Origin of the sequence: Psychrobacter sp. NG25, from assembly GCF_015234355.1 — a bacterium.
GTDB lineage: Bacteria > Pseudomonadota > Gammaproteobacteria > Pseudomonadales > Moraxellaceae > Psychrobacter.
In genome coordinates this window covers 81296-103873 of the sequence record NZ_JADGMV010000006.1, presented here as the reverse complement: position 1 = coordinate 103873, position 22578 = coordinate 81296, and the positions used below count along the sequence as shown (strand labels likewise).

The 22578-nt window shown below is 42.7% G+C and carries 27 protein-coding genes; 10 read left to right on the top strand and 17 right to left on the bottom strand.

Annotated features, from left to right (window positions below; all coding sequences use genetic code 11):
- Nucleotides 1–10 precede the first annotated feature (10 nt).
- Together IPZ60_RS10280 and IPZ60_RS10275 are read right to left on the bottom strand one after the other, a co-directional pair.
- Nucleotides 11–1465 (bottom strand): GGDEF domain-containing protein, encoded by a 1455-nt coding sequence (locus IPZ60_RS10280; protein ID WP_194197701.1) that lies wholly within the window; start codon nt 1463–1465, stop codon nt 11–13.
- A gap of 276 nt (nt 1466–1741) precedes the next feature.
- Entirely contained in the window at nt 1742–2623 is an 882-nt protein-coding gene (locus IPZ60_RS10275) for a PHP domain-containing protein (protein ID WP_194197700.1), read from the bottom strand.
- 373 nt (nt 2624–2996) lie between these two features.
- On the opposite strand from IPZ60_RS10275, the gene ispZ reads away from it, so the two are divergent.
- The 4 genes from ispZ (at nt 2997) to mnmC (ending at nt 6604) form a co-directional block, all read left to right on the top strand.
- Nucleotides 2997–3548 (top strand): septation protein IspZ, encoded by a 552-nt coding sequence (gene ispZ, locus IPZ60_RS10270; RefSeq protein ID WP_194197699.1) that lies wholly within the window; start codon nt 2997–2999, stop codon nt 3546–3548.
- A gap of 147 nt (nt 3549–3695) precedes the next feature.
- Nucleotides 3696–4025: a YciI family protein gene (locus IPZ60_RS10265; RefSeq protein WP_194197698.1), complete on the top strand. Its 330-nt coding sequence runs from the start codon at nt 3696–3698 to the stop codon at nt 4023–4025.
- Nucleotides 4022–4462 (top strand): hypothetical protein, encoded by a 441-nt coding sequence (locus IPZ60_RS10260; protein WP_320108732.1) that lies wholly within the window; start codon nt 4022–4024, stop codon nt 4460–4462. Before IPZ60_RS10265 ends, IPZ60_RS10260 begins: the two co-directional genes overlap by 4 nt.
- Before the next feature lie 39 nt (nt 4463–4501).
- A complete protein-coding gene (gene mnmC, locus IPZ60_RS10255) occupies nt 4502–6604 on the top strand; it encodes an FAD-dependent 5-carboxymethylaminomethyl-2-thiouridine(34) oxidoreductase MnmC (protein WP_227669329.1) in 2103 nt (700 codons plus the stop codon).
- Nucleotides 6605–6626: 22 nt separating this feature from the next.
- Here the strand turns inward: mnmC and yiaA are convergent, their stop codons facing one another.
- A complete protein-coding gene (yiaA, locus tag IPZ60_RS10250) occupies nt 6627–7187 on the bottom strand; it encodes an inner membrane protein YiaA (RefSeq protein WP_194197697.1) in 561 nt (186 codons plus the stop codon).
- 149 nt (nt 7188–7336) lie between these two features.
- Between yiaA and IPZ60_RS10245 the strand changes: the two genes are divergently transcribed.
- The 3 genes from IPZ60_RS10245 (at nt 7337) to IPZ60_RS10235 (ending at nt 9113) form a co-directional block, all read left to right on the top strand.
- Entirely contained in the window at nt 7337–7969 is a 633-nt protein-coding gene (locus tag IPZ60_RS10245) for a hypothetical protein (protein WP_194197696.1), read from the top strand.
- Nucleotides 7970–7976: 7 nt separating this feature from the next.
- Nucleotides 7977–8414 carry a secondary thiamine-phosphate synthase enzyme YjbQ gene (locus tag IPZ60_RS10240; protein ID WP_194197695.1) on the top strand — a complete coding sequence of 146 codons (438 nt, stop codon included), beginning with the start codon at nt 7977–7979 and terminating at the stop codon, nt 8412–8414.
- Between the two features lie 63 nt (nt 8415–8477).
- Nucleotides 8478–9113, top strand: a complete 636-nt coding sequence (locus IPZ60_RS10235) for a hypothetical protein (protein WP_194197694.1) — start codon at nt 8478–8480, stop codon at nt 9111–9113.
- Nucleotides 9114–9212: 99 nt separating this feature from the next.
- On the opposite strand, the gene IPZ60_RS10230 is transcribed toward IPZ60_RS10235, so the two are convergent.
- The 7 genes from IPZ60_RS10230 to ffh form a co-directional block, all read right to left on the bottom strand.
- Nucleotides 9213–9890 carry a DUF4112 domain-containing protein gene (locus IPZ60_RS10230; RefSeq protein WP_194197693.1) on the bottom strand — a complete coding sequence of 226 codons (678 nt, stop codon included), beginning with the start codon at nt 9888–9890 and terminating at the stop codon, nt 9213–9215.
- Nucleotides 9883–10800 (bottom strand): 4-hydroxybenzoate octaprenyltransferase, encoded by a 918-nt coding sequence (gene ubiA / locus IPZ60_RS10225; RefSeq protein WP_194197692.1) that lies wholly within the window; start codon nt 10798–10800, stop codon nt 9883–9885. Before ubiA ends, IPZ60_RS10230 begins: the two co-directional genes overlap by 8 nt.
- Nucleotides 10801–10894: 94 nt before the next feature.
- A complete protein-coding gene (locus IPZ60_RS10220) occupies nt 10895–11137 on the bottom strand; it encodes a hypothetical protein (RefSeq protein WP_194197691.1) in 243 nt (80 codons plus the stop codon).
- Nucleotides 11138–11230: 93 nt separating this feature from the next.
- Entirely contained in the window at nt 11231–12130 is a 900-nt protein-coding gene (locus tag IPZ60_RS10215) for a class I SAM-dependent methyltransferase (RefSeq protein ID WP_194197690.1), read from the bottom strand.
- A gap of 49 nt (nt 12131–12179) precedes the next feature.
- Nucleotides 12180–13022, bottom strand: a complete 843-nt coding sequence (locus IPZ60_RS10210) for an undecaprenyl-diphosphate phosphatase (protein WP_194197689.1) — start codon at nt 13020–13022, stop codon at nt 12180–12182.
- A gap of 89 nt (nt 13023–13111) precedes the next feature.
- Nucleotides 13112–13804 (bottom strand): tRNA (adenosine(37)-N6)-threonylcarbamoyltransferase complex dimerization subunit type 1 TsaB, encoded by a 693-nt coding sequence (gene tsaB / locus IPZ60_RS10205; RefSeq protein ID WP_194197688.1) that lies wholly within the window; start codon nt 13802–13804, stop codon nt 13112–13114.
- Nucleotides 13805–14049: 245 nt separating this feature from the next.
- Nucleotides 14050–15600, bottom strand: a complete 1551-nt coding sequence (ffh, locus tag IPZ60_RS10200) for a signal recognition particle protein (RefSeq protein ID WP_194197687.1) — start codon at nt 15598–15600, stop codon at nt 14050–14052.
- A gap of 383 nt (nt 15601–15983) precedes the next feature.
- Between ffh and IPZ60_RS10195 the strand changes: the two genes are divergently transcribed.
- Nucleotides 15984–16775 carry an inner membrane protein YpjD gene (locus IPZ60_RS10195; protein ID WP_370463031.1) on the top strand — a complete coding sequence of 264 codons (792 nt, stop codon included), beginning with the start codon at nt 15984–15986 and terminating at the stop codon, nt 16773–16775.
- A gap of 89 nt (nt 16776–16864) precedes the next feature.
- Here the strand turns inward: IPZ60_RS10195 and purU are convergent, their stop codons facing one another.
- Nucleotides 16865–17797 carry a formyltetrahydrofolate deformylase gene (purU, locus tag IPZ60_RS10190; RefSeq protein ID WP_227669328.1) on the bottom strand — a complete coding sequence of 311 codons (933 nt, stop codon included), beginning with the start codon at nt 17795–17797 and terminating at the stop codon, nt 16865–16867.
- A gap of 455 nt (nt 17798–18252) precedes the next feature.
- Here purU and rpmB point away from each other — a divergent pair, with 455 nt between their 5' ends.
- Nucleotides 18253–18489 (top strand): 50S ribosomal protein L28, encoded by a 237-nt coding sequence (gene rpmB, locus IPZ60_RS10185; RefSeq protein ID WP_010201401.1) that lies wholly within the window; start codon nt 18253–18255, stop codon nt 18487–18489.
- 133 nt (nt 18490–18622) lie between these two features.
- Complete coding sequence (gene rpmG, locus IPZ60_RS10180; RefSeq protein WP_010201403.1) at nt 18623–18778, top strand: 50S ribosomal protein L33; 156 nt, start codon at nt 18623–18625, stop codon at nt 18776–18778.
- A 106-nt stretch (nt 18779–18884) separates the two neighbouring features.
- On the opposite strand, the gene IPZ60_RS10175 is transcribed toward rpmG, so the two are convergent.
- From IPZ60_RS10175 to fghA, 6 genes are all read right to left on the bottom strand, one after another.
- Nucleotides 18885–19202, bottom strand: coding sequence for a hypothetical protein (locus tag IPZ60_RS10175; RefSeq protein ID WP_194197685.1), 318 nt, complete (start codon nt 19200–19202; stop codon nt 18885–18887).
- 183 nt (nt 19203–19385) lie between these two features.
- The gene (locus IPZ60_RS10170; protein WP_194197684.1) at nt 19386–19697 is read right to left on the bottom strand and encodes a hypothetical protein; all 312 of its coding nucleotides are present in this window, start codon (nt 19695–19697) and stop codon (nt 19386–19388) included.
- Between the two features lie 120 nt (nt 19698–19817).
- Complete coding sequence (locus tag IPZ60_RS10165) at nt 19818–20174, bottom strand: hypothetical protein (RefSeq protein ID WP_194197683.1); 357 nt, start codon at nt 20172–20174, stop codon at nt 19818–19820.
- A gap of 140 nt (nt 20175–20314) precedes the next feature.
- Nucleotides 20315–21004 (bottom strand): ribulose-phosphate 3-epimerase, encoded by a 690-nt coding sequence (gene rpe, locus IPZ60_RS10160; RefSeq protein WP_194197682.1) that lies wholly within the window; start codon nt 21002–21004, stop codon nt 20315–20317.
- A 112-nt stretch (nt 21005–21116) separates the two neighbouring features.
- The gene (locus tag IPZ60_RS14325; RefSeq protein WP_320108735.1) at nt 21117–21368 is read right to left on the bottom strand and encodes a TIGR03643 family protein; all 252 of its coding nucleotides are present in this window, start codon (nt 21366–21368) and stop codon (nt 21117–21119) included.
- 307 nt (nt 21369–21675) lie between these two features.
- Nucleotides 21676–22566 carry an S-formylglutathione hydrolase gene (gene fghA / locus IPZ60_RS10150; RefSeq protein WP_194197680.1) on the bottom strand — a complete coding sequence of 297 codons (891 nt, stop codon included), beginning with the start codon at nt 22564–22566 and terminating at the stop codon, nt 21676–21678.
- Nucleotides 22567–22578 lie beyond the last annotated feature (12 nt).

Below are 22578 nucleotides of genomic sequence, written 5' to 3'. Positions count from 1 at the left end.
TCATTACTTTCTAATGACTATAAAGCGAATCTATCTTATTATCGCCTGATTTTAACATCTCGTTAGCACTCACAACTTGATCGCGCCCGCGACCCTTGGCCTTATATAGAGCCTTGTCCGCAGTACCTATCAAAAGCTGACAAATATCATGAGACAACTGTGTGAGTTCAGTTTGGTTATCAAATGTGCTTTCAGTATACGATTTGTTTAGCTGCGAATGATCAAGCTGACATCCCGTTTCTGTTTTGCCTGCCGCTCGATTCGCTTTCTTAAGAGACATACATTCTTTATAAGTCAGCGTGTACAATCCGAGACTAGCGGTCACGTTAAAGGTAATATTATCATCGACCATGATGGTTTGCTCAGCAATGCTTAGCCGTAGTTGCTCAGCAATGACCATTGCACTATCATGCTTTGTATTTGGCAGTACAATCAAAAACTCCTCACCACCATAGCGGCTAACAATCGTATCATCCGTTAAAGACTGCGACAGCGTCTGTGCCACTGTGATCAAGACTCGATCACCCACATCATGGCCGTAATTGTCATTAACTTCCTTAAACCAATCCAAATCTAATAAGATCACGCTGATATCTTGAGACTCCTCTATCGTCACCAATGCTTGCTTCATTTGCATCAGACCATAACGACGATTTTTTAGTTGTGTCAGCTCATCTTGATTGGCATGTTGTAAGGTTTCTTTTCTACTGTCATCTAATATCACCAACAAAGTACGGAACATATAAATGATAAAAATAGCTTTTGGTAACGACATATAAATATGGGTAGAACGCCACAAAAGATTGGAAGATTGACGCAGATAATTGACACTATCCCAATTTAACCTTCCATTTGGCAGAATAGTGGCAGCGGTAGCGTCTTTCATCATAGCCATCTCACTATAAGTCACATAACTATGAATATTAGGAGGCAGCGTCGTGGCAATCATTTGGCGTAGATTGGGTATCGTAATGCCAGCATAAGGAATGAGTGTTACCACCAAAATAGCAATGATTTGCCCTATAAATGCTCGCCATACATACCGCCGGCTAATGAGCATCATACACAACATCGTACCACCTACTAACGAGACCCCTGCTACCAAACTACTATGCCCCAATACTGCGACAATAAAGGTAATATAGGCACTATAAATAGTAATAAGTATCGCTTGCCATGTATACAAATTGCTATTGGCACTTCTAACCGGTGAAAAACGACTGGACATCCATAGCAAAAACACACCTACCATGGACACACCAATCCATATTGGATACAGCAGATTCATATCAATGTAATTACTATAAGTATCACGGCGATACCAAACAAATAAGCACCACAGCCAATGCGAAAAAACATCCATTACCATGAATGCTGCCAGTAGTGCCGTCCTATCAGCTGCTTGCCATTCAAAAACTGCTTTAGAAAGCTGTTTGTAGCCTAGATAAAACTTAGATACAGCCATAATGGGCTACCGCAAATAAAAAAATTGATAGAGCTAAAACCAGAATAATAACTGACAACTCATGATTACTACTGAAACCAAAACTACATATTCAGTGTGGCCATTTATGCCTGAGTTATCAATCCATTTGATAGATTCACACGTCAATACCTGACGCTTTGTTTTAAACATTATTTAAATCTATATATTAACTCAGGTAGCCTCCAAGATTAACCGATAATCAACCACTTTTCAGTGAATTTTATAGGTATTTTTTGAATAGTTGCAAAACACAGATTAAGCAAATATTTTAAAAGACTGCCAAACCCCTTGCTGTTCAGGATTCAGCGTTGGTACATCGCCCAAACGTCGCCACGGCATATTACTACCATGAAAGTCACTACCGGTTGAGGTGACAAGATCGTGCTCAGCGATACTACGATCGACCATTCTGCGGGTGCTAACTGGTTCACTGTTAGCGGGCAGCTCACAAGCATCACCACCTAACTGGGCAAACTCTTCGATCAGTTTACGCACACGAGTGGCTGAGAGTTGATAGCGAGTCGGATGCGCCAGTACAGCCTTGCCACCACAAGCATGAATTAGCTCGATACCATGCTGCATCGTTAGCGCCTCGATTGCCACATAAGCAGGTTTATTGTCCGCCAGATATTTATCAAAGGCCTTTTGTACGGTTTTTACTTCACCACGCTCAAACAATACTTGACCAATATGCGCACGCCCTACTGCTTGTGGATTACCACCTGCTTTCACAAGTACAGCTTGCCACAACTCGTCATAACTGATATCTAGCAATTCACTGAGCTTTTCAGCAATTTTCTGACCACGAGTGGCGCGACTGTCTTGCAGTTGCTGCAATGTTGCATGCATTTTGTCTAAGTCAGTAAAATCAAGCCCGAGTACATGGATAATCTTGTTGGTCGATTTGTTTTTACCATAACCACCGCTGAGCGTATGCTCACAGCTTATCTCAACACCATTAATGAGTTGCATATCACAGGCTTTAGCAGCGACTCTCGCCTCATCAATCCCCGCCAGTGTATCGTGATCAGTCAATGCCAATACATTGACGCCAGCCGCATGGGCGCGTTGTATTACTTCCGTTGGTCCATAAGTACCATCAGAGCAAGTACTGTGACAATGTAGATCGAATTTCATAAATAAGCCTTAGCATTTTAAAATAACAAGCATTAAAGAGAGTAAAAAAAGAAATACAGTGGTAGCCAGCCCTTGTGTAGTCTATTCAATATGAAAGTCATTCAAGCAAACCGAATATAGATGTATATTTAATACTTTAAGCGAGGTTAACGCAGTGACACTTTTATAGCGGAATGACTGTATTTAATATATATAAAACTACTGACATTATCGAATCGTTATATTGCGTAGCAGCGCTGCTCATGAGTCATAATCATAAAGTGTTACCAAGCCAGTTCGCTATATAGCACGATTATCGCGTTGATTGCTTTTTTTTGGTGCAGTAGACGTGTAAACTACACCCCATACGTTTTTGGTGGACACCCTATTTGTTATGAAAGCCCTATTAGACTTTATTCCTTTAATTGCCTTTTTCATTGGTGCGCGTCACAGTGGTATTTTGGCAGGGGCCGGTGCTTTACTCATCGCCACGATTATCGTTTATGCGATTCATTTTATTCGCCAAAAAGGCAAGTTTGATAAGCAGCAATGGGTTGTTTTATTATTAACCATTCTGTTTTGTGGTGGTACCTTAATCTTACGTGATGACATCTATCTGCGTTGGAAATCACCAATTATCAACGGTATCTTTGCTTTGACGCTATTAGTAAGTGCTGCGATTAATAAGCCTCTGATGCAGCTAGCAATGAAAGATGTTTTTTCGCTCACAATGAGTGGCTGGAAAAAACTCACCATCGCTTGGGCATTGTTTTTTGCCATGATGGGTGTCTTACATTATATCACAGCGTTTACGATGTCAGATGAAGCATGGATCAACTTTAAAACGTATGGCTGGATTCCAATTATGTTGGTATTCGTTGTGGCCCAGTTTGCGGTATTGAAAAATTACTTAAATCCAGAATTGACAAACAAAACCACTAAGTAAGACTTAGGCTATTATTTTATAATAAATACTATCTATAAATATCCGTATTAATCGCTATAAATTAAGCTTTATTGATTAAGGTATGTTGGACATTCAACAGACCCTAAACACACTTTACATCAATCATCATTTTATTGAGGAAGCCTTATGTCCTTATTTGCCATTATTGGTCATGACATCGCGAATAGCAGTGCGCAGCGTCAGATTACCCGTGTTGAACATCTTGACCGCCTTAAAGCATTGAACAATGAGCAACGACTTATTATTGCAGGTCCAAACCCTATTGAACATGGTCAAAGTGCTATGTCAGGCAGTCTAATCATTGCTGATTTCGACTCTCTTGAGGCCGCACAAGCATGGGCAAACGAAGAGCCTTACTTGCGTGACGGTGTGTACAGCCATGTAGATATCAAGCCATTCATTCAAGCACTGCCAAAACCGGATGACAGCACATCAGACAAAGTAGCAGCGTCGTGAGTCAGCGTGTCTCTTATTTGAATACACGTCATTATAAACTCAGCATAGCTACCCTAATGTTTATGGCTGCTGCATCGGTACAAGCTGCACCAACAGTCACTACTATGGATGTGACCGACCCATTAGCAACGATACCGGTGACAGAGCCTGAAGCACTAAACACACCACCAACCAGTAACTCGGCATTGGATATCAATCGCACTTTAGCAGCGCAACTGCAACCGTCTAAACAGGCGCTGTCCGATGCCAATCAAGAGTTACTAAGCCGTAATGCCCAGCTGCAGCGCCAAGTAAACGACTTGCAGACTCAAGCAAATGTATTGGTTTATGAAAGTAAAGGTCAGATTTTCTTGTACGGGGCATTTACAGTCTTGATCAGTCTATTGGTTGGTATCTTTATTTCATGGCTAGTGTTTGTACGCCGCGAGCGCTGGTAGCACACTCTCTCTTTATTGCTCTGTCCTATGTGAGTGTCTATGTCTATTATGTTCACGTCTGCATCCAAAGAAACGCCTGATTCTTCTACGCAATCTAAAAACACTAACGCACTGAACATCATCACTCCTGCCAAGATTAATTGGCAGGTAGACGATACGGGTAATCAAGTACCCGTATCAGGTGAGTTTGGCGATGTGTATTTTTCACATGCGGATGGTCTAGCAGAGTCGCGATATGTGTTTTTGGCATACAACCAACTGCCAGAGCGACTGGCAAACCTTGCCCCAAGACAATGCTTTACGATCGCTGAATTAGGCTTTGGTACAGGACTTAATCTATTAGCCACTTGGCTGCTATGGCGACAGTTACGCGAGAATCACCCACAATTAGCAACGGCTCGCCTACATTTTATTACCACCGAAAAATTTCCTATACCCCTTGCAGACTTAACACACATCCTTACACTGTGGGCGCAGCGTGCGCCTCAGCTTGCAGAATTGATTGCGCCTCTTTTGGCCGCCTACCCACCCCTTATCGCTGGCTCTCATCGTCTGAATTTCTTTGATGATAATTTAACCGTTGATATGTGGTTTGGTGATGCTGCTGAGAGTTTGGCTAGGTTAGCATTAGACATTTCTATAAAACCTACACCCTACGTTGATGCATGGTTTTTAGATGGCTTTGCCCCTTCCTGTAATAGCACTTTATGGGCAGAAAATATCTTTGCTCAGATACAACGCTTATCATGCCCAAACACTACCGCTGCGACCTATAGCAGTGCAGGTATTGTGAAACGTGGGCTAAGAGAGAATGGCTTTGAGATTAGCAAAGTAAAAGGCTTTGGGCGAAAAAACCAAATGCTAACAGCCGTCATGACTGAGGCTGCTTGTTTATCTGAAAATTATAGTCAGAGCAAGCCTGCTAACAGCACACATAATACTCCTACTCATAGCAACCTTAAGCCTGATCATAGTATCGTCATTGGCGCTGGTGTCTCAGGATTGCTAACGGCTTGGTCGTTGGCTAATCGTGGCGTCCAAGTCACTTTGTTAGACAAATCAGCACCCTTAGCAGGCGCATCAGGCAACCCCCGCGCCTTACTTGCTCCCAAAATGACGCCTATTCATCATGTCGATGAACATTTACATACCATGGGTTATCTCTACAGCAGCAGGCTGTATCGTGTGCTAAATGAAACAGCTGCACAGCAAAATATAGCGCCTATACTAGAGCCAACAGGCGCCCTTGATTTACTGATAAAAGCCAATATCGGTACAGAGAAAATTGCAGACTATCCTGATGACATGGCAACCACGTTATCGCTTTTACAGGCGCAAGATGCCAGCGGGTTAAGAACACAGGATGTATCGGAGAATCTATATCTACCGCAGTCCGGCTTGGTCAATCCACAAGCCTTAAAAGATACGATTCTGAACCATCCGCTCATCCACTTTCAACAGTTAGCCGTCAATAATATTAGCGAGATGGAAGGTCATGTTTGTGTTGAAGGGGATAATCAAAATCAAGAATTAGTATCTATAACTGCTGATAATGTGGTGGTTTGTGCGGCATTTGAGAGCCATCAGTTAGATCAGCGTATTTTTGACTGTCGTAAAATTCGTGGGCAGCTTTCTTGGTTTACGCCTACAGCCGAACAATTCGCAAGCTTACCTAAAATACCGCTCAAATATAGTGGTTACTGTACGCCATTCACTGCCCAAGTAGATGACGGGCAATTAAACGATGTTATAGAGTGCAGCCCTCAGTTTCTACTAGGGGCAAGCTTTATACGTAATGATACGGACACGGACATCCGTGAGGAAGAGCATCAGATTAGCCGTAATAAACTAGTTACTGCTATTCCCGAGATGGATTCGGTCATTCCAACAGATATGAGCTTATGGCAAGGACGTGCTGGCGTTCGTACCCAAACACCTGACTACCACCCCATCGTTGGACAATTGATTGATAGCGAACGCGTTTGGGTAATGAGTGCGATGGGTGCTAAAGGCTATGCTATTGCGCCACTATGCGCTGAGGCATTAGTAGATATGATGCTAGGCTCGTTTACACCTCTATCAACCGCGATGCTAGCACGCCTATCACCAAATCGTACGCGTTTGCAAACACCGCTGACTTAATTTTTTCTTTTAATGGAAAGCTTTAATCATTGCCCTCCATTCTAGATTTAACCGAACCGAAGAGGGATTTGCCAGAATCAGATTCAGGTGCCCCTTGATGAGCAATTTTAGCGCTGCCATCATTTTTTACTGTAGCCATGGGGCTAGCAGTCAAGGTTCGAATTTGTGCCTCATCACGCGTGTTCTTTTGAATGGTCACAGCAGCAAACAAACTCATGGTAAATGCCATCATATAAAAGCCTTTTTCACTGAGACTTAAGCCTCCCGCATTCATTAGACCCATCACGATAAGTGCAATAGACAATCCTAAAGCTGCCCAACTGATTAAGTAATACATATTCGTCGTTGGAATACCCTCACTACGATCACGCAAGGTTTTTTGCAAACTGATTGCCGAATAAAGACCAAGCGCCAGCACTGCTAGATAATAGCCCTTTTCATTCAATAACATACTTTGTGCATTCCATAGTCCCAGTAGATACGCAAGCACACCGACCAGCATGACTGCCCAAGACGTCCCGACATATGCAGTTGTCGGCTTATACGCAGCTAGCTGACTCTTAGTAATAGTGTCATTGTTCATCGTGGTCCTTAATTAAAATAAGCAAATATTCAGTAAAGAGGGACAACTTTTATCGACCTCTGTTTTGCCTTAACATAACACAAGCGTGTTATATTGTAATCTAAAATTATTTTTAAGATAAACAGCCTTTTTAATGCCAGAGTCCCGACATGTCTTTTTTTGCCTTACTCATCTTGCTTAGCCTAATTCTTATCGTGCCCATATTTTTTGTGATGAAAGAAAAATCTAAGCGCACTCACAATGACTCTATACAACGTCATCAAGAGTATCTAGCATCTGCGCATCATATCGCGATCCAGTCTCAAGCAGAGCTAGCCTCAATAGAAAAGGTAGAGAATAACCAAACTAACAAACTTGACGTTATTAATTTTTCAGCTCACCACCCTTTTATTAAATTGCTCTATGATGAGCAAGTTCCTAAGGTCTTTCGAGCTACGATGGATGATATTGGGCAGCAATATGAATCTACTCATCATTATGAAATCACTGAATCGCAATTATTCACCCTTAATAAGCTCATCGCGACACGTGTGCCAGAATTAATTACTGACTATCTAAGCCTTGATCAGCACTATGCAAAAACAGTCATCATTGATAGGAATCAACAAAACACCAGCTATGACGTCGTATTAAGTCAGTTAAATTCAATTTTAGACTTTTCACAAAAGCTGAATACCCAAAGCCAAAATGGGGTCGTTGATAAGTTACTGGCCAGCCGCCGATATCTGGATGATGTCTATAAAGAAAGTGGCATGGCAGCCGATAGTCTAAAGATAAAGTGAGTCTCGTATGTCATATCACCAAACCACTCTTACGTTACCTGCTTATGCACGTGGTATTCATATTATCACTCCGGTAGTTGAAGACGCGATTGACCAGCTGATACCTCACTCTGACAATGCAGGATTGGTACATCTATTTTTGCAGCATACCTCTGCTAGCCTAGCCATTAACGAAAATGCTGATCCAGATGTCAGGCTAGATGCCGAAGACTGGCTCAACAAAATCGCACCCGCTGATCAACCAGAGTATCGCCACACCCTAGAAGGTTCAGATGACTTGCCAGCCCATTTTAAAAGTATGCTGTTTGGCGTGAGTTTGACCATTCCACTTATTAATGGAACGCTAGGATTGGGGTCGTGGCAAGGTATTTACTTGTGTGAGCATAGAGACCATCTCGAAAAATATGGCGAGCAGCGAAAGCTGGTTATTACGGTTAATATTTGACAGCACCACTGACTCTTGCATCTTACTGTGCTTAAAGCACGCTTATTGGATAATTACCCTATTATGAACAACCTTACTTTAAACCCACTAAAATCCAAGTCTTACTATAAAGTAATCCCTGCTGTTTTCTTTAGTGCATTGCTACTGACTGCTTGCCAAAAAGATCCGGAACCTGAAGCGGCTAATGAAGTACAGACGGAAACAGCGGTACAAACAACGCCCGTCACGACCAATATCAACGGCATTGATGCTGATGAAAGCTTAGACAGCAATACCGACAGTACCACAGCGCAACCAACAGATTCAGAGAGTGATATTAACTTGAGTGAGTTAGAGGGTGACCTTAATACTACTAATACATCAGCAAACAGTGCTGCTGTAGCACCCAATCCTGAGCAAGCCATTAAAGGTGCACAAATCACGGATGTCCGTTATAAAAATGCAGCAGGTGAAACCCTATCCGTTGTCTTTCAAACATCGGCAGCAGGCATGCTTAATGCTATCATCACTTTGCCCAATAAACCAAAGCTGACGCTAAGTGCACCAGAAGGTCAAGGTAATAACCCTACGTATCGTTCAAACGATGGTAGTATTCAGTTGGTCAGCCATGCTGGCGGAGGCACTGTTGATCTCGTCCAAAATAACAAAGTCACGAGCTTTGATGCCATCAGCGCTGACGCAGAGGTCATTACTGAGTAACATCTAAGCCTCGACATTTATAAAAATTTGTCATAAAAAAGGCGGCATACGTTACGATTAAATAGTAACGTATGCCGCCTTTTTGCTTATTCTTTTATTTTAGCCAAACCCAGTGGTTTGCCCAAACAGGCTGACCAACCAACTTACCATTGCCCATAATCCCCAACCAATCACCACAATGACGATTAACCCTAAAATATCAGGGATATGCAAATATAGCCAAGCGACGATTGGCTTACGCCAAAAAAAACCAAAACGACTTTGCTGTTGCTTACCTTCTAGGGATTGATGTAAAAATGGTCGATCCATATGCATCGTTTCGGTAATGCCATACTCATCGTGTAGATGCTCATGCACGATACCCAATGTCTTACGACTCGGACGAATAAATATATCGAGCAATGTCCCAATACCAGGCACGATACCCACTACCATATCAATAAGTGCTAGCCTGACTGCTGGTGTCATCTTATGCGCTGGCACACCCAATTGACGACCCAATATAAATGCATAACTTGTCAGTGCCAGTCCTGCTAAATCGCCCGCCAATGGAATGGTTGAAAGCGCCGCATCCGCACCCATGCCTTGTTTGGTAAACGGTATCCGTACTAGCGAATCCATTGTATTGGCAAACTTTGCCAGTTTACGTTCGGTCGCGATGACTTGCTCGCGTGTTAGACCATGCTCAGCCAACCTTGCCTGATAATCTATGACTGACTCATTCGCCTCAGATGGTCTTTTTGCTTTGAACTTTGGCAATTTATTGAACTTATCCATTAAATGTCGTCCATATACAAGCGATGGCAATGAGGGCAAAGACGTAGCGTCCTACCCATATGTTAGCCAAAAATGCCTGAAAGCAAGCTAATGCATTGTAGCTAGCACAAGCACTATTTTGCTTGGCAAACATCATAGCCACTAATGCCAAACCAAATACTGGCGTAACACCCAACGTAGTCGGCGCAAAATAATGCCATATAACCACGCCCATAATGAGCAAAAAGAGGGTTTGTAGCAGCGAAATAATGATCACATCATAGCGGCCAAATAGTATCGCTGTTGATTTTACTCCAATTTTCAAGTCGTCCTCGCGGTCAGCCATGGCATACTGCGTATCGTAAGCTACCGTCCAGCACATATAAGCTAAAAACAATAACCAACACCAGATATCAGGAGCACCTTGTACCGCCACATAAGCCATCGGTATCGCCCAGCCAAAAGCTGCTGCTAAAAATACTTGCGGCAAATGTGTATAACGTTTCATAAACGGATAAATGAACGCCAATATAACGGCACCAAGCGACCAATAAAACACAGCAATAGGTAAGAAAAATAACAGACTGGCACTTAATAACACCAACATCAAAAATGCAGCGACGGCTTCTTTACCTGATAAACGTCCGTCCGCTAATGGGCGTCCTTTGGTACGGGTCACATGGCCATCTACTTTTCGATCAGCGAAGTCATTAATCGCACAACCAGCTGCCCGCATAAAAATCGCACCCAGCGCAAATATTATAAATATTTTGAGACTTGGCAGCGCTGCCGTTGCTCCTTGCTGCTGTGCTTGACCCATCGCAGCCAGCAGCACGCCCCATAATGTTGGCCATAGCAGCAACTCAATACCCACTGGCTTATCAAAACGCGTTAGCTGGATATAGGCCTGTAACTTGTCTTTAAATGTCATGGCTTTTTATTATCATCAATAGAATATGTTGTATGCGCCCTTATAGACTTTGCTAAGAGCGACTAGAATGTCTGCTTAATGAACTGACTGCTGGCTACTGAATTTGTTTCCATAATCGACTGGCATCAGCCAGTGATAGCTCAGGATACTGTTTGCGTAACGCTTTAATCGCCGGAATCTTATCTTTCTTTGCTGCTTGCTGACGCAAAAATGCCAACTGCTCTTGTGGATTGCTCAGCTCTTTTAGACGCGCTTCAAGCCGAAGGATTCGGGTACGCAAAATGATATTGATTAATAATAGCACCGCACCCATGGCCCAAATAATTAGCGTTGACATTCCTTGCTCCTAAATCCATTTTTTTAAACTTAATGATTATAAACCTGCTAACTAGGGTGCATCCTCATCACTAAATACCATAGTTAAAGCGTTCTAAACAAAATAACCATCAAAACGTACTGCTTCATTATGCCAGCTTTCATTAGGTTGTTGGCTTGCTAACAATGGCGCATGCTGAGGTCGTTTTACGATAACGCGCCCAGATTGCTGCTCATACTTACTGACAACCGCTTTTGCGGATACTAACAGCTGGCATTCTTCGTCCAATGTTGGAGGGCTTGCCAATTGATGCAATGCCTGCATGTGCTTACCAACTTTAGCACCCTTGCCTGTCTTGCTATCTTGATAGCTATCCTCTGGAAACATAGGATCCAGATAGACAACATCGATAACGTTACTCTCACTAGTATCTGAATCAGCTTCTAGTCTTTCAAAATAACTAAGCGCATCCGTATTTATAATCTGTAGACGCGACATCAGCTTTTGCCAATTTGGCAACATGCTCATTCGCTGCTGCTCTACAAGTAGAAGCAATGCCATCAAAGGCTGCTGCTCAAGCATGATGACTTGGGCACCTGTACTGCCCAATATCAAGCTATCATGCCCAAAACCCGCCGTCGCATCAATGATGCAGCTATCCGATGTGAGCTTGGTAGCTTGTAATAGCAATTCAGACTTTCGTCCTGCACTCACCACACGACGTTGCAGTTTGTCCCACTCTGGTGCGACACTTAACCCATCACTTAGCCATGATAGTTTATTTTTATCATCCAATAACAAGATAGGTTGAATGGCTGTTTGGCTTAATTGCTGACGACGTTTTTGCGTTAACTTATCGACAGACAACTCAGCATTCAATGCGATGGGTAATCGGTGCTGTTCTATCAATACTTGCAAGCTATTCAGTTGGTCTTGCTGCGACTCATTAACATAGAGTAACTGGCATTGTATAAAGGCATTAGCCTGTTTAGAAGCGTGTGGCAAACTACTCATGACTACCCTCTTTTTTACTACTTATAAAGCCATCAATCATCGTGATGGCTTAACCTGCCATTTGATAACCAAAGCCCCAAGCGGCGACCAATACAATGATACCAGTGATAATGCGCAACCAAGCAAAGATCGTAAAGTCACGACGGCTCACCCATGCTACTAGCAAGCGAATACAGAGTAAAGCAACGATAAATGATACGACTGTGCCAACGCCTAATACTAGCCAGTCTTCACTATTGGTCAATACATCGCCATGTTTGATTAAGTCTAATAGTGCCGCGCCTACGATAACTGGGATACCTAAAAAGAATGAAAACTCTGCTGACGCTTTGCGCGAGACACCTAGCCATAGCGCACCAATAATAGTCGCCCCCGAGCGTGACGTACCTGGTATCAATGCCAAACATTGAAGCAAACCAATCATCAATGCTGTTTTCATGCTGACGTCTTCTGCCTCTTCTGCAATGACCGTCTTAGGGCATTTTTCTACATAAAATATTAGCAGACCACCGATGATGAGCATAATCGCAACGACGATAGGATTGAATAAATAGGCTTTTATTTCATCGGCAAAGGTAAAGCCAACGATCATCACAGGAATGGTGGCGACAATTAAGCTAAGTCCTAGCTGTCTTGGATTGGTCATGCCTTCTGCTTTACCAGTTAGCAAGCCCATAAGCGCTTGCCATAGTCTGCCCCAATAGTCATAGATAACGGCTAAGATAGCACCTAGCTGCACAACGACGACAAATAGATCGACCTTTTCTTTGGTCCAGAAGCCCATCACATCTGCTGATAAAATTAGGTAGCCAGTGCTAGAGATGGGTAAAAACTCAGTGATACCTTCAACGATACCCATGATGACAGCTTGAATTAATAAAATGATATCCACGATGGCTTTCCTAGATACAGACCTATTGGTTCGTACAGTTTTTAGTGTGTTGTTATATTTTACATAGCGTTGAAAATAATAGGGATTGACTACGCTTTACCTTGCTCTTTAAGGGTTTTCCAAGCTTGGTTACGTAAGTATTTTGGTAAAGCTTGTGATGCTTCGGTCCCACCTACCGCTATAAACTGGGCGATACCGAGCTGACCGATAACTACTGCATCCGGCGACACGTCTTCATGAAAAATCTGATTATCGTGCAATGTTAATAGACCTGAGCCATTACCAACAATGGCTATATCGAGCATAGTCTGACTGTCATAATCTAACAGCTGCTCAGTGCTATCACTATCGTTAGCCAAGACTGGCTGCATAATGGCTGCTTCACTATCGATTACTGCATACTGCCCAAAATACACTTGCTGCATACGGGCATCAAGCGCACTATATACTTGCGTCAGACCATACTGCTGATACGCACACTGTGCAATTGCTTGCAAGCTAGATACGCCTACGCAAGGGCTGTCATGTGCCACAGATAGCGCTTGCACCACTGCTGTATTGATTCTAATACCACTAAATGCACCAGGACCTCGATTGAATATTAATGCCTGTATATCAGCAAGCTTTAACTGCGCTTCGGATAAAGCCGCATCAATCATTGGCAGAATCTGCTGAGTCTGCTGACGTTTACCAGTCTCGGTATGACTCGATAGCACCTGACCATTCGAATCCAAAATTGCGATTGAGCACTGATCAAACACGGTATCCATTGCTAAAAACATTATAACCTCGGCTTATAGTCTGGGCATTTTAAAGTAACTTGATAACTGAATATTATAAAAGCGTGCTAGCTTCGTAAAATAGCGCCTATCATAGCATTTAGGGCAGACGAATTTTATTACTTTCTGCGTTTTCCATACTTTATCCATGAGTGCTGAATTGAATTAAAGGAAAAGAAAAAACCTCAAAACCATATCAGTTTTGAGGTTTCCATCAGACAGTCATAGACAATACAGACAGCTATTGCTTAAAAGCGCGTTTTAAACTTCTTTGGCGCTTGATTCTGCATTTCCTGCATCTGCTTTTGCATCTCTTCAGTGCTCGGCATGTTATTTGGATCAAGACCCATCTGTTTTGCCATTTGCTCTGGGTTCACATCCTTTGCGCCGCCTTGTTGGCCACCGCCACCGAATAGTGGACCACCACCGCCGCCACCTGCTCCGCCGCCGCCCATCAGTCCTTGCATAGACTTCATCATTTTACTGATGCCTTCAGGCTTGGAGATCATTTTCATCATTTTGGCCATTTGCTTATGTTGTTTGAGCAAGCGATTGACATCTTGAATCTCACGACCAGAGCCCGCAGCAATACGGCGCTTACGGCTTGGGTTAATCTTATCAGGATTTTTACGCTCAAATGGTGTCATAGAATTGATTAACGCCTCCATTTCGCGCACTTTTTCTTCTGGCTTGGCATCTTCGACTGCTTTTTGCATATCAGAGCCGCCCATGCCTGGCATCTTGTCTAAAAATCCTGCCATGCCGCCCATGCTTTTCATTTGCTGGAACTGCGTCAAGAGATCCTCAAGGTCGAACTCGCCGCCCTTTTGCATCTTTTTCGCCATTTTTTCGGCTTTATCACGGTCGATTTTTTGCTCGACTTCTTCCACCAAACTCAGTACATCACCCATACCAAGAATACGCTGAGCAATACGCTCAGGATGGAACAGCTCTAACTCATCTAGTTTCTCACCGCGACCTAAAAACTTAATTGGCTTGCCTGTAATGGCACGTACAGAAAGTGCAGCACCGCCGCGTGCATCACCATCTGTCTTGGTCAGAATAACACCCGTCAACGGCAGCGCATCATTGAAGGCTTTGGCAGTATTGGCAGCATCTTGACCTGTCATCGCATCAACGACAAACAGCGTCTCAGATGGATTGACGGCAGCTGTTAGCGCCTTAATTTCATCCATCATCGTGTCATCAATATGTAGACGACCAGCAGTATCGATAATCAGAATGTCTTGATATTGGATTTTTGCTTCTTCGATAGCACGTAGCGCGATATCGATTGGGTTTTCGTCAGCGCTTGAATTCACAAACTTGGCATTTACCTGACCTGCGACTTGCTCAAGCTGCTTGATGGCGGCTGGACGATAGACGTCAGCTGAAACCAACATGACTTTTTTCTTATGACGCTCTTGTAAAAACTTGGCCAACTTACCAGCAGTAGTGGTTTTACCCGCACCTTGCAAACCTGCAAGCAAATAAACAACAGGTGGCTTACCCGTCATCTCTAGCTGTTGGTTGGCACTGCCCATCATCTCAGTCAGCTCGTCATGGACGATTTTGACAAAAGCTTGTCCTGGGGCTAGCTCTTTCAGGACTTCAGCACCAAGTGCTTGCTCTTTAACACGCTTAACAAAGTCGCGAGTGACAGGTAGCGCCACATCGGCTTCCAGTAGCGCCATACGCACTTCACGCATAGTGTCTTTGATGTTGTCTTCGGTCAGCTGTCCAGTACCCACGATATTGCGCAGGCTCGACGATAAGCGTTCTGTTAAGGTATCAAACATAAATAACTCTCAGTTAAAATAATTCTCGGTTAAACCATTTGAATGGCTTATAAATAATATTAGGGTGCATTATGAGGTATTAGCTATTGGCTCACATCCTCTAAAAACGCCCTATAAAAAGCGTATTATCAATACTATAGCATCAAGCAGGGTCAAAACTTATAGGGTTTTTGCAAAATCGTTCGTTCCTAAATATATCATTTAGGGCTATTATTCTATTTAACTTGCTCTGGCTAAACATTTATAAGGAATACGCAAGATGGTACTCAATTGGCTGCCATTTTATGATAAATTGGATAATTATTCTAATCATTCCAATAATACCACTTTAGCATTCACCTGAGCGGCTATTTTCACTCAGTATGAGACGAGGCTTTATGTCTGTGCACCTTGCATTCTTACTTGCTAGCCTAGCTTATATCTTAGTCAGCATTTACATCGGTTGGGCGCTGACTCGAAGCACACCTATTCGGAAAGACATCAGTTTGGGTCTATTGACGGCTGGCATGGTCGCGCACGCAGTGCTGCTCTATCCTTATGTCGTAACCCTTTATGGTTTAAATTTCAACCTGTTTAATACCATTAGCCTGATTAGTTTGTTTTTCTTGTTTTTCTATATGCTCTTTAGTCTCTATCGCCCCATCATTAGCCTTGGCATCTTAGCAGCGCCAACGGCACTCATGGGCATGACCATTGGTTATGTTGGACGTGCACCTTATCAGCCTATTACTGATATCAGTATCGGACTTGAGGCTCATATACTGCTCTCTCTCGCCGCCTATTGTGTGCTGCTGATGGCAGCGGTGCAAGCGCTATTTTTACGCCTACAAATACGCGAGCTTAAGCATCATACGATTCATCGATTTTGGGTCAACAAACTCCCCTCACTACAAAGTATGGAAAGCTTATTATTCGATATGCTTTTGGTGGGCTTTGTCTTGCTCAGTATTGCGCTCGGCATTGGATTTGTCTATGTGCAAGACCTGATGGCTCAGCACATTGTCCATAAGACTGTCTTTAGCCTGCTCTCATGGTTGTTGTTTGGCACACTACTATTTGGTAGTTGGCGGGCAGGGTGGCGTGGTAAGCGTGCTGCCAACATTACCATTTACGCCTTTATTCTACTGGCCATTGGTTTTGTCGGTAGCAAGTTTGTTTTAGAGATGTTGTTATAAAAGATAAAATCAGCAAAGGCATCATGGTCGACAGCAATAGTTATTACTGCCGACCACCATCACATTATATGAGTCTTCTACTCGATCTTTTAGTTAAAAACCACGGTCTTGTTCCCTGCCACAATCACACGGTTCTGCACATGCCAGTTCACAGCGCGCGCCAGTACATTACGCTCGATATCACGGCCAATAGCGCGCAGTTCTGTCACACCTTGACGATGCGTCACACGATGTACATCTTGCTCTATGATAGGCCCTTGATCCAGTTCAGCAGTGACATAGTGCGCCGTTGCACCGATCAGCTTCACGCCTTTATCATAAGCTTGACGATAAGGGTCTGCACCCACAAAGGCCGGTAGGAACGAATGATGAATGTTGATAACTTGCATCGGCCAACGCTTCACAAAGTCAGACGATAATATCTGCATATAACGCGCCAACACGAGCAAGTCATTGCCTGCCATCAATTCATGAATCTGCTCTTCTGCTTCAGCTTTATTATTCTTAGTCACTGGTACATGATGGAAAGTAATACCAAAGTTTTCTACCGATTGACGCAGGTCAGGATGGTTGCTGACGACAGAGGTAATCTCGCAATCAAGAAGACCGCGCTGGTGACGCCATAACAAATCTAATAATGCATGATCAAACTTCGATACCAAAATACCGACCTTAGTTTTAATTGCATTATTGTGTAGTCGCCATTCCATATTGTGGCGTTTGGCTACTGTATGACCAAAACTGGCTTCAAAATTATCAATAATATCGCTCAGTCCTGCTAAGGCAAATTCTAAACGCATAAAATACTGACCGCCTTCATGGGCAGTTGAATACTGATCGAGAGTAATGATATTGGCGCCATAGCGATGTATAAACTCAGATACGGCTTGTACGATGCCTGCTTGATCTTTGCATTTAATCAGCAATGTCGCGGTATCGATAGCAACTGGAGCGGCTATATTTATAGAAGTGGTACTCGACTGTATATTCGATGATGAAACCGTTTTTGTATTATCTGACATAGTAAGCCCAATTAAAAATAAAACTCGCTACTAGGTTCAAATGCTAGTAGCACAGGAAACTGACTATTTTAGTCTTTTTTGCGAGTCTTTGCTGACTGAGTTGATGATTTTTTATAATAACTGATACAAAATAACCTCAAGTGAAAATTAATCTTTACTATTAAACAATCAACAACATAGCCCATTCATTTCAGGGTATAATGACCACCCTTTAAACCAACAATAATCATAAAAATATTTGAGTATTCATCTCTTTTATGGTATAAATGTCGGCTTTAAAATTTTCTGAATTGGTATGCTTGTTATTTGCCTTTAGATAACAGTAATATCAACTCAACATTCATATAGTTTTGTTTGGTGCAAAGCTGCCGCTTGCTGTGTCCATGCCGCAAAAACGTGCAACTTGCCCAGACTGGTATGAGAAAAACTCATACCTCATAGATTAGGAGTTCGCCATGTCTCGAGTTTGCCAAGTGACTGGAAAGCGCCCTATGGTGGGTAATAATGTTTCGCACGCAAACAACAAAACCCGTCGTCGCTTTCTACCAAACCTTCATAACCATCGTTTTTGGGTAGAGTCTGAAAATCGTTTTGTACGTCTACGTGTGTCTACCAAAGGTATGCGCACTATTGACAAACTTGGTATCGATAAAGTGCTAGCAGATATGCGCGCACAAGGTCAAAAAGTTTAAGTTAAGACTTGCAGCTCGATATGTTGATAATTTTCAGCAATTGAGCTGCTTTTCTGCTACATCTTATGTGGCTACTTAATATTTTAGATCCGTACCTATCGTTTGAAGACCCCTCATTTACAGGAAAGCTATCATGAGAGATAAAATTAAGTTAGTATCAACAGCTGGTACTGGGTATTACTACACCACTACTAAAAACAAGCGCACTATGCCTGGCAAAATGGAAATCAAAAAGTTTGATCCAAAAGTACGCCAGCATGTGATCTTCAAAGAAGCTAAAATCAAATAATTACCATTTTTATCAATGGTTTTATCTGAAAAAAAAGGGTTTATCAATTGATAAACCCTTTTTTTCGTTTTGATTAATTATCGCTAGCGACTAATCAAATCACTTATCAGCTGTAGTGCGTTGGCTCTTTATCATAGACATGTGCATGCCATTGGCTCATCTGCTTTTGCATAATGACCTGAATCGCTGCATGAATCATGTGCTGACCAATCGCTTGAGTATCACTACCAAGCAGCTCTTTGAGTTTTTCAGAAAAATCAATGGTCATCAATGGTGCTTCATCTTGTTCGGCATCACGCAATAGCAACCTACCATCATCCGCTTCTACTAGCTCAAGTGTGGTCTCTTTGGCAAATCCTGCAAATTGATCGGTACTCTCGTTATCTACTTCTATATCGTTATCGATATCGATATCGTATGGCATGAATTTGCTCCTTATTATCCCGTCCAATACTGGCAAAAAATCGCATATAGCCACATTATTGTTTTGCAGTAATACGGGGAAACTGTCTTACTCATACAATGGACGCTTTCACATTGGAATTCAAGGGCTGTCACATAAGTCTTCTACATAGATGGGCACTTAAATAAGATATTTCTTATAAGATCAATGCCAGTAACGCAGCTTTCCTAGCGTAAATAAGAAGGCCACAAACATACCAAGGTAATAAACAAGCTTTAGCTCAAGCGTGCGATCGCGATATTTGAACGGTAATGCAACGGTGGCAGTCGCAGTAGGCAGTATCAACAGCATGAGTAGCCAGTTTTCAATGACATTTAGCCAACCTTGTAAATCCGTACCATTACGCAACGAAGCCAAACCCAATAGCAAACACGCTATAATTAAGCTCGTAAACAAACCGTTTGGTAAATCTTTTGGGTAAATAATGTTGGCAATACTGGCTGGCATAATTCGCATGTAAAATCCCAGTCATACTTATATAGCATGACTTTATGATTAAAAAGTGTATAGAAAACAGCTTATAAAAATATGACAACGCTACCTTATTAAGTAGCATCGTCCTTGCTGCTAAAGCCTTTAACTATAAGTACCCATCAACCATAGCATCGAAATACAAGACGTCAAATAGCCCAAGCTAATAGCATTCCAGCTCTCGATATGCATACCTTTAACCTTGTTAAAAATACGTGATCCTACCCAGAATAACAAGGGAATACCCAGTACAAATGAGGGCACGATTACGGCTGCATGGCGCAATACTTCTCCGACATCATCGCCGACCATTAGACGAAAACCATAACCTGCTAGACTGAGAACGAGCGCAAACACCGCTAGGCCGATAGTTATACCTTTCGGTACCAAGCTGCGTTGCTGCGCTGTGCTTACTTCTGATTCCGGCGACACTGACGAGTTGATTGAATTTTTTATGTCCATATTTCACCTACCTTTACGTAACTTGCTTTTAGGCATCGTTATAAGTTATACAGCATATTTTAAGACTCTTTTGCTCCAATAGCATTGGGGCATTTTCGCTATCACACGATATGGCAGTTATTGACAGCTATTGGCAATTATTAACAGTTATTAGCCAATGCAAGCTCTACACGCATGGCGTCGATAGCAGCCTTATAGTCTTCTTGGTTAAATATCGCAGAACCTGCGACGAACATATCAGCACCTGCCTCAGCTATCGCACGAATATTACTGGCTTTGACACCACCATCAACTTCTAACCTAATGTCTCGGCCACTGGTAATAATGCGCTGACGAACTTGGTGCACCTTGTCTAGAGTACCCTCGATAAATGACTGGCCACCGTAGCCAGGATTAACACTCATCAGTAGAATTTGATCCACTTTATCCATCACATAGTCTAAATAGTGTAATGGCGTCGCTGGGTTCAATACCAGACCACATTCGGCACCACCATCTTTAATCAACTGCAATGAACGATCAATGTGTCCACTGGCCTCTGGATGGAAAGTAATCACACTCGCACCCGCTTCCAAAAACTGCTCAATCATACTATCAACAGGGGATACCATCAGATGTACATCGATAGGTGCATCAATGCCATAATCACGCAGCGCCTTACAGATCATACTACCGAACGTTAAATTGGGTACGTAATGATTGTCCATCACATCAAAATGAATTACATCGGCACCCGACTCTAATACCTTTTCAACCTCTTCGCCTAAACGTGCAAAATCAGCTGAGAGTATCGATGGTGCAATAAGATATGGCTTAGAAGGACTAATCATAATTGAGCTACCTAATTGATGTATAAATAAAGTATTAATAAAATAGAAAAAAGCTTACGACTGGCTTGTCTATTATAGCAGTCATCAAGCGACTGATATTGAGTGCAGATGACTAGCGCTGCTTATACTGGGTTTTACAATAAGCACGCCCGACGCCAAAATCTCGTTTCGCTTGATGTTTGGTAGCGCGGTTGCTCACTCGCTGACGCCATAATCGAAAAGACGACGGCTTGAGCTCTTGGCGCATGAGTTTGATAACTCCCGCTTCATTGAGACCATAGCTGTGCTCGATAGCGCCAAACGGTGTCCTGTCTTCCCATGCCATCTCTATCACTCGCGAGACTTGAATCTCATCAAGCACTATATCACCAGCGTCATTGATGTTTTTTGCGATAAACTCATCTGAATTAGCTTTAGAGACTTGGTTGCCATTTTCAGTAATACTGGTGCGTTGTTTATTTTTTAGAGCGGCATCCATTTCGGCTTGCATAGTCTCAAGTGCTGACGGCGCACTTTTAGACTCTGAGTGGGTGTTACGTATTGAATGGGTCTCACGTATTGAATTCGCATCGGAATTAGATGCGGTTAAATCTTGATAACTTGCCATAATTTTACCTTTTAAACATTAACGCGTGTTGAGCGGCTTAGTGAAAAGCGTTCAATATCAATGCCTAGCTAAGTTGTGCCATGCGCCAATGATGTTCGATATGGTCGTTGATAACGCTCTGAATAAAATAATAACTGTGGTCGTGACCCGCCTGATAACGCAATGTTAAAGGCTGTTTGGCTTTTTCACAAGCCTGTTGTAGCTTAGACGTTTGCAACTGACCTTCTGCTAAAAAATTATCCGCAGCGCCTTGATCAACCAAAATACTTGAGTACTGCTGACCGACTTTTTCGATCATTTTTGAGGCATCTGCTTGCGACCATAGTGACTCATCTTTACCAAAATACTCAGTGTAAGCAGCCTCACCCCATGCTGACTCACTGGCAGCGCATACTGGCGACAGTGCAGAAACACTGACAAACTTACTTGGGAATTTAAATCCTAAAAGCAACGCACCGTGACCACCCATCGAGTGCCCCGTGATACCAATGCTATGGATTGGGAACTCTGAGCGCAGCAAATCATATAGCTCATCGACGATATAGCTTTGCATATTGAAGTTGTCTGCCCAAGGTGCTTGAGTAGCATCGACATAATAGCTAGCCCCTTGTCCCACAAAATAGCGTTCATCATTGGACACATCATGGCCTTCACTACTGCGAGGAGAAGTATCAGGCGCAATCAATATCATGCCAAGCTCACTACATTTCTGCTGAAAATGCGCTTTGTGCGTGACATTATCAGCATTACAAGTGAGGCCTGACAAGTAAAGAATCGCTGGGCAAAGTCGGCCAGCAAGCGCTTCGTCAGGCAGATAAATACTGAAAGTCATTGGCGTTTTAGTAGACGTTGATTGATGACTATAATAGTGTTGCTCGCCATCAAAACAGCGATTCACGCTTTTCTTTGTCAGCGGTGAGTTGGCGGATAAACTGTGATTATAAGAATAGTTCATGAGTGATGTTCC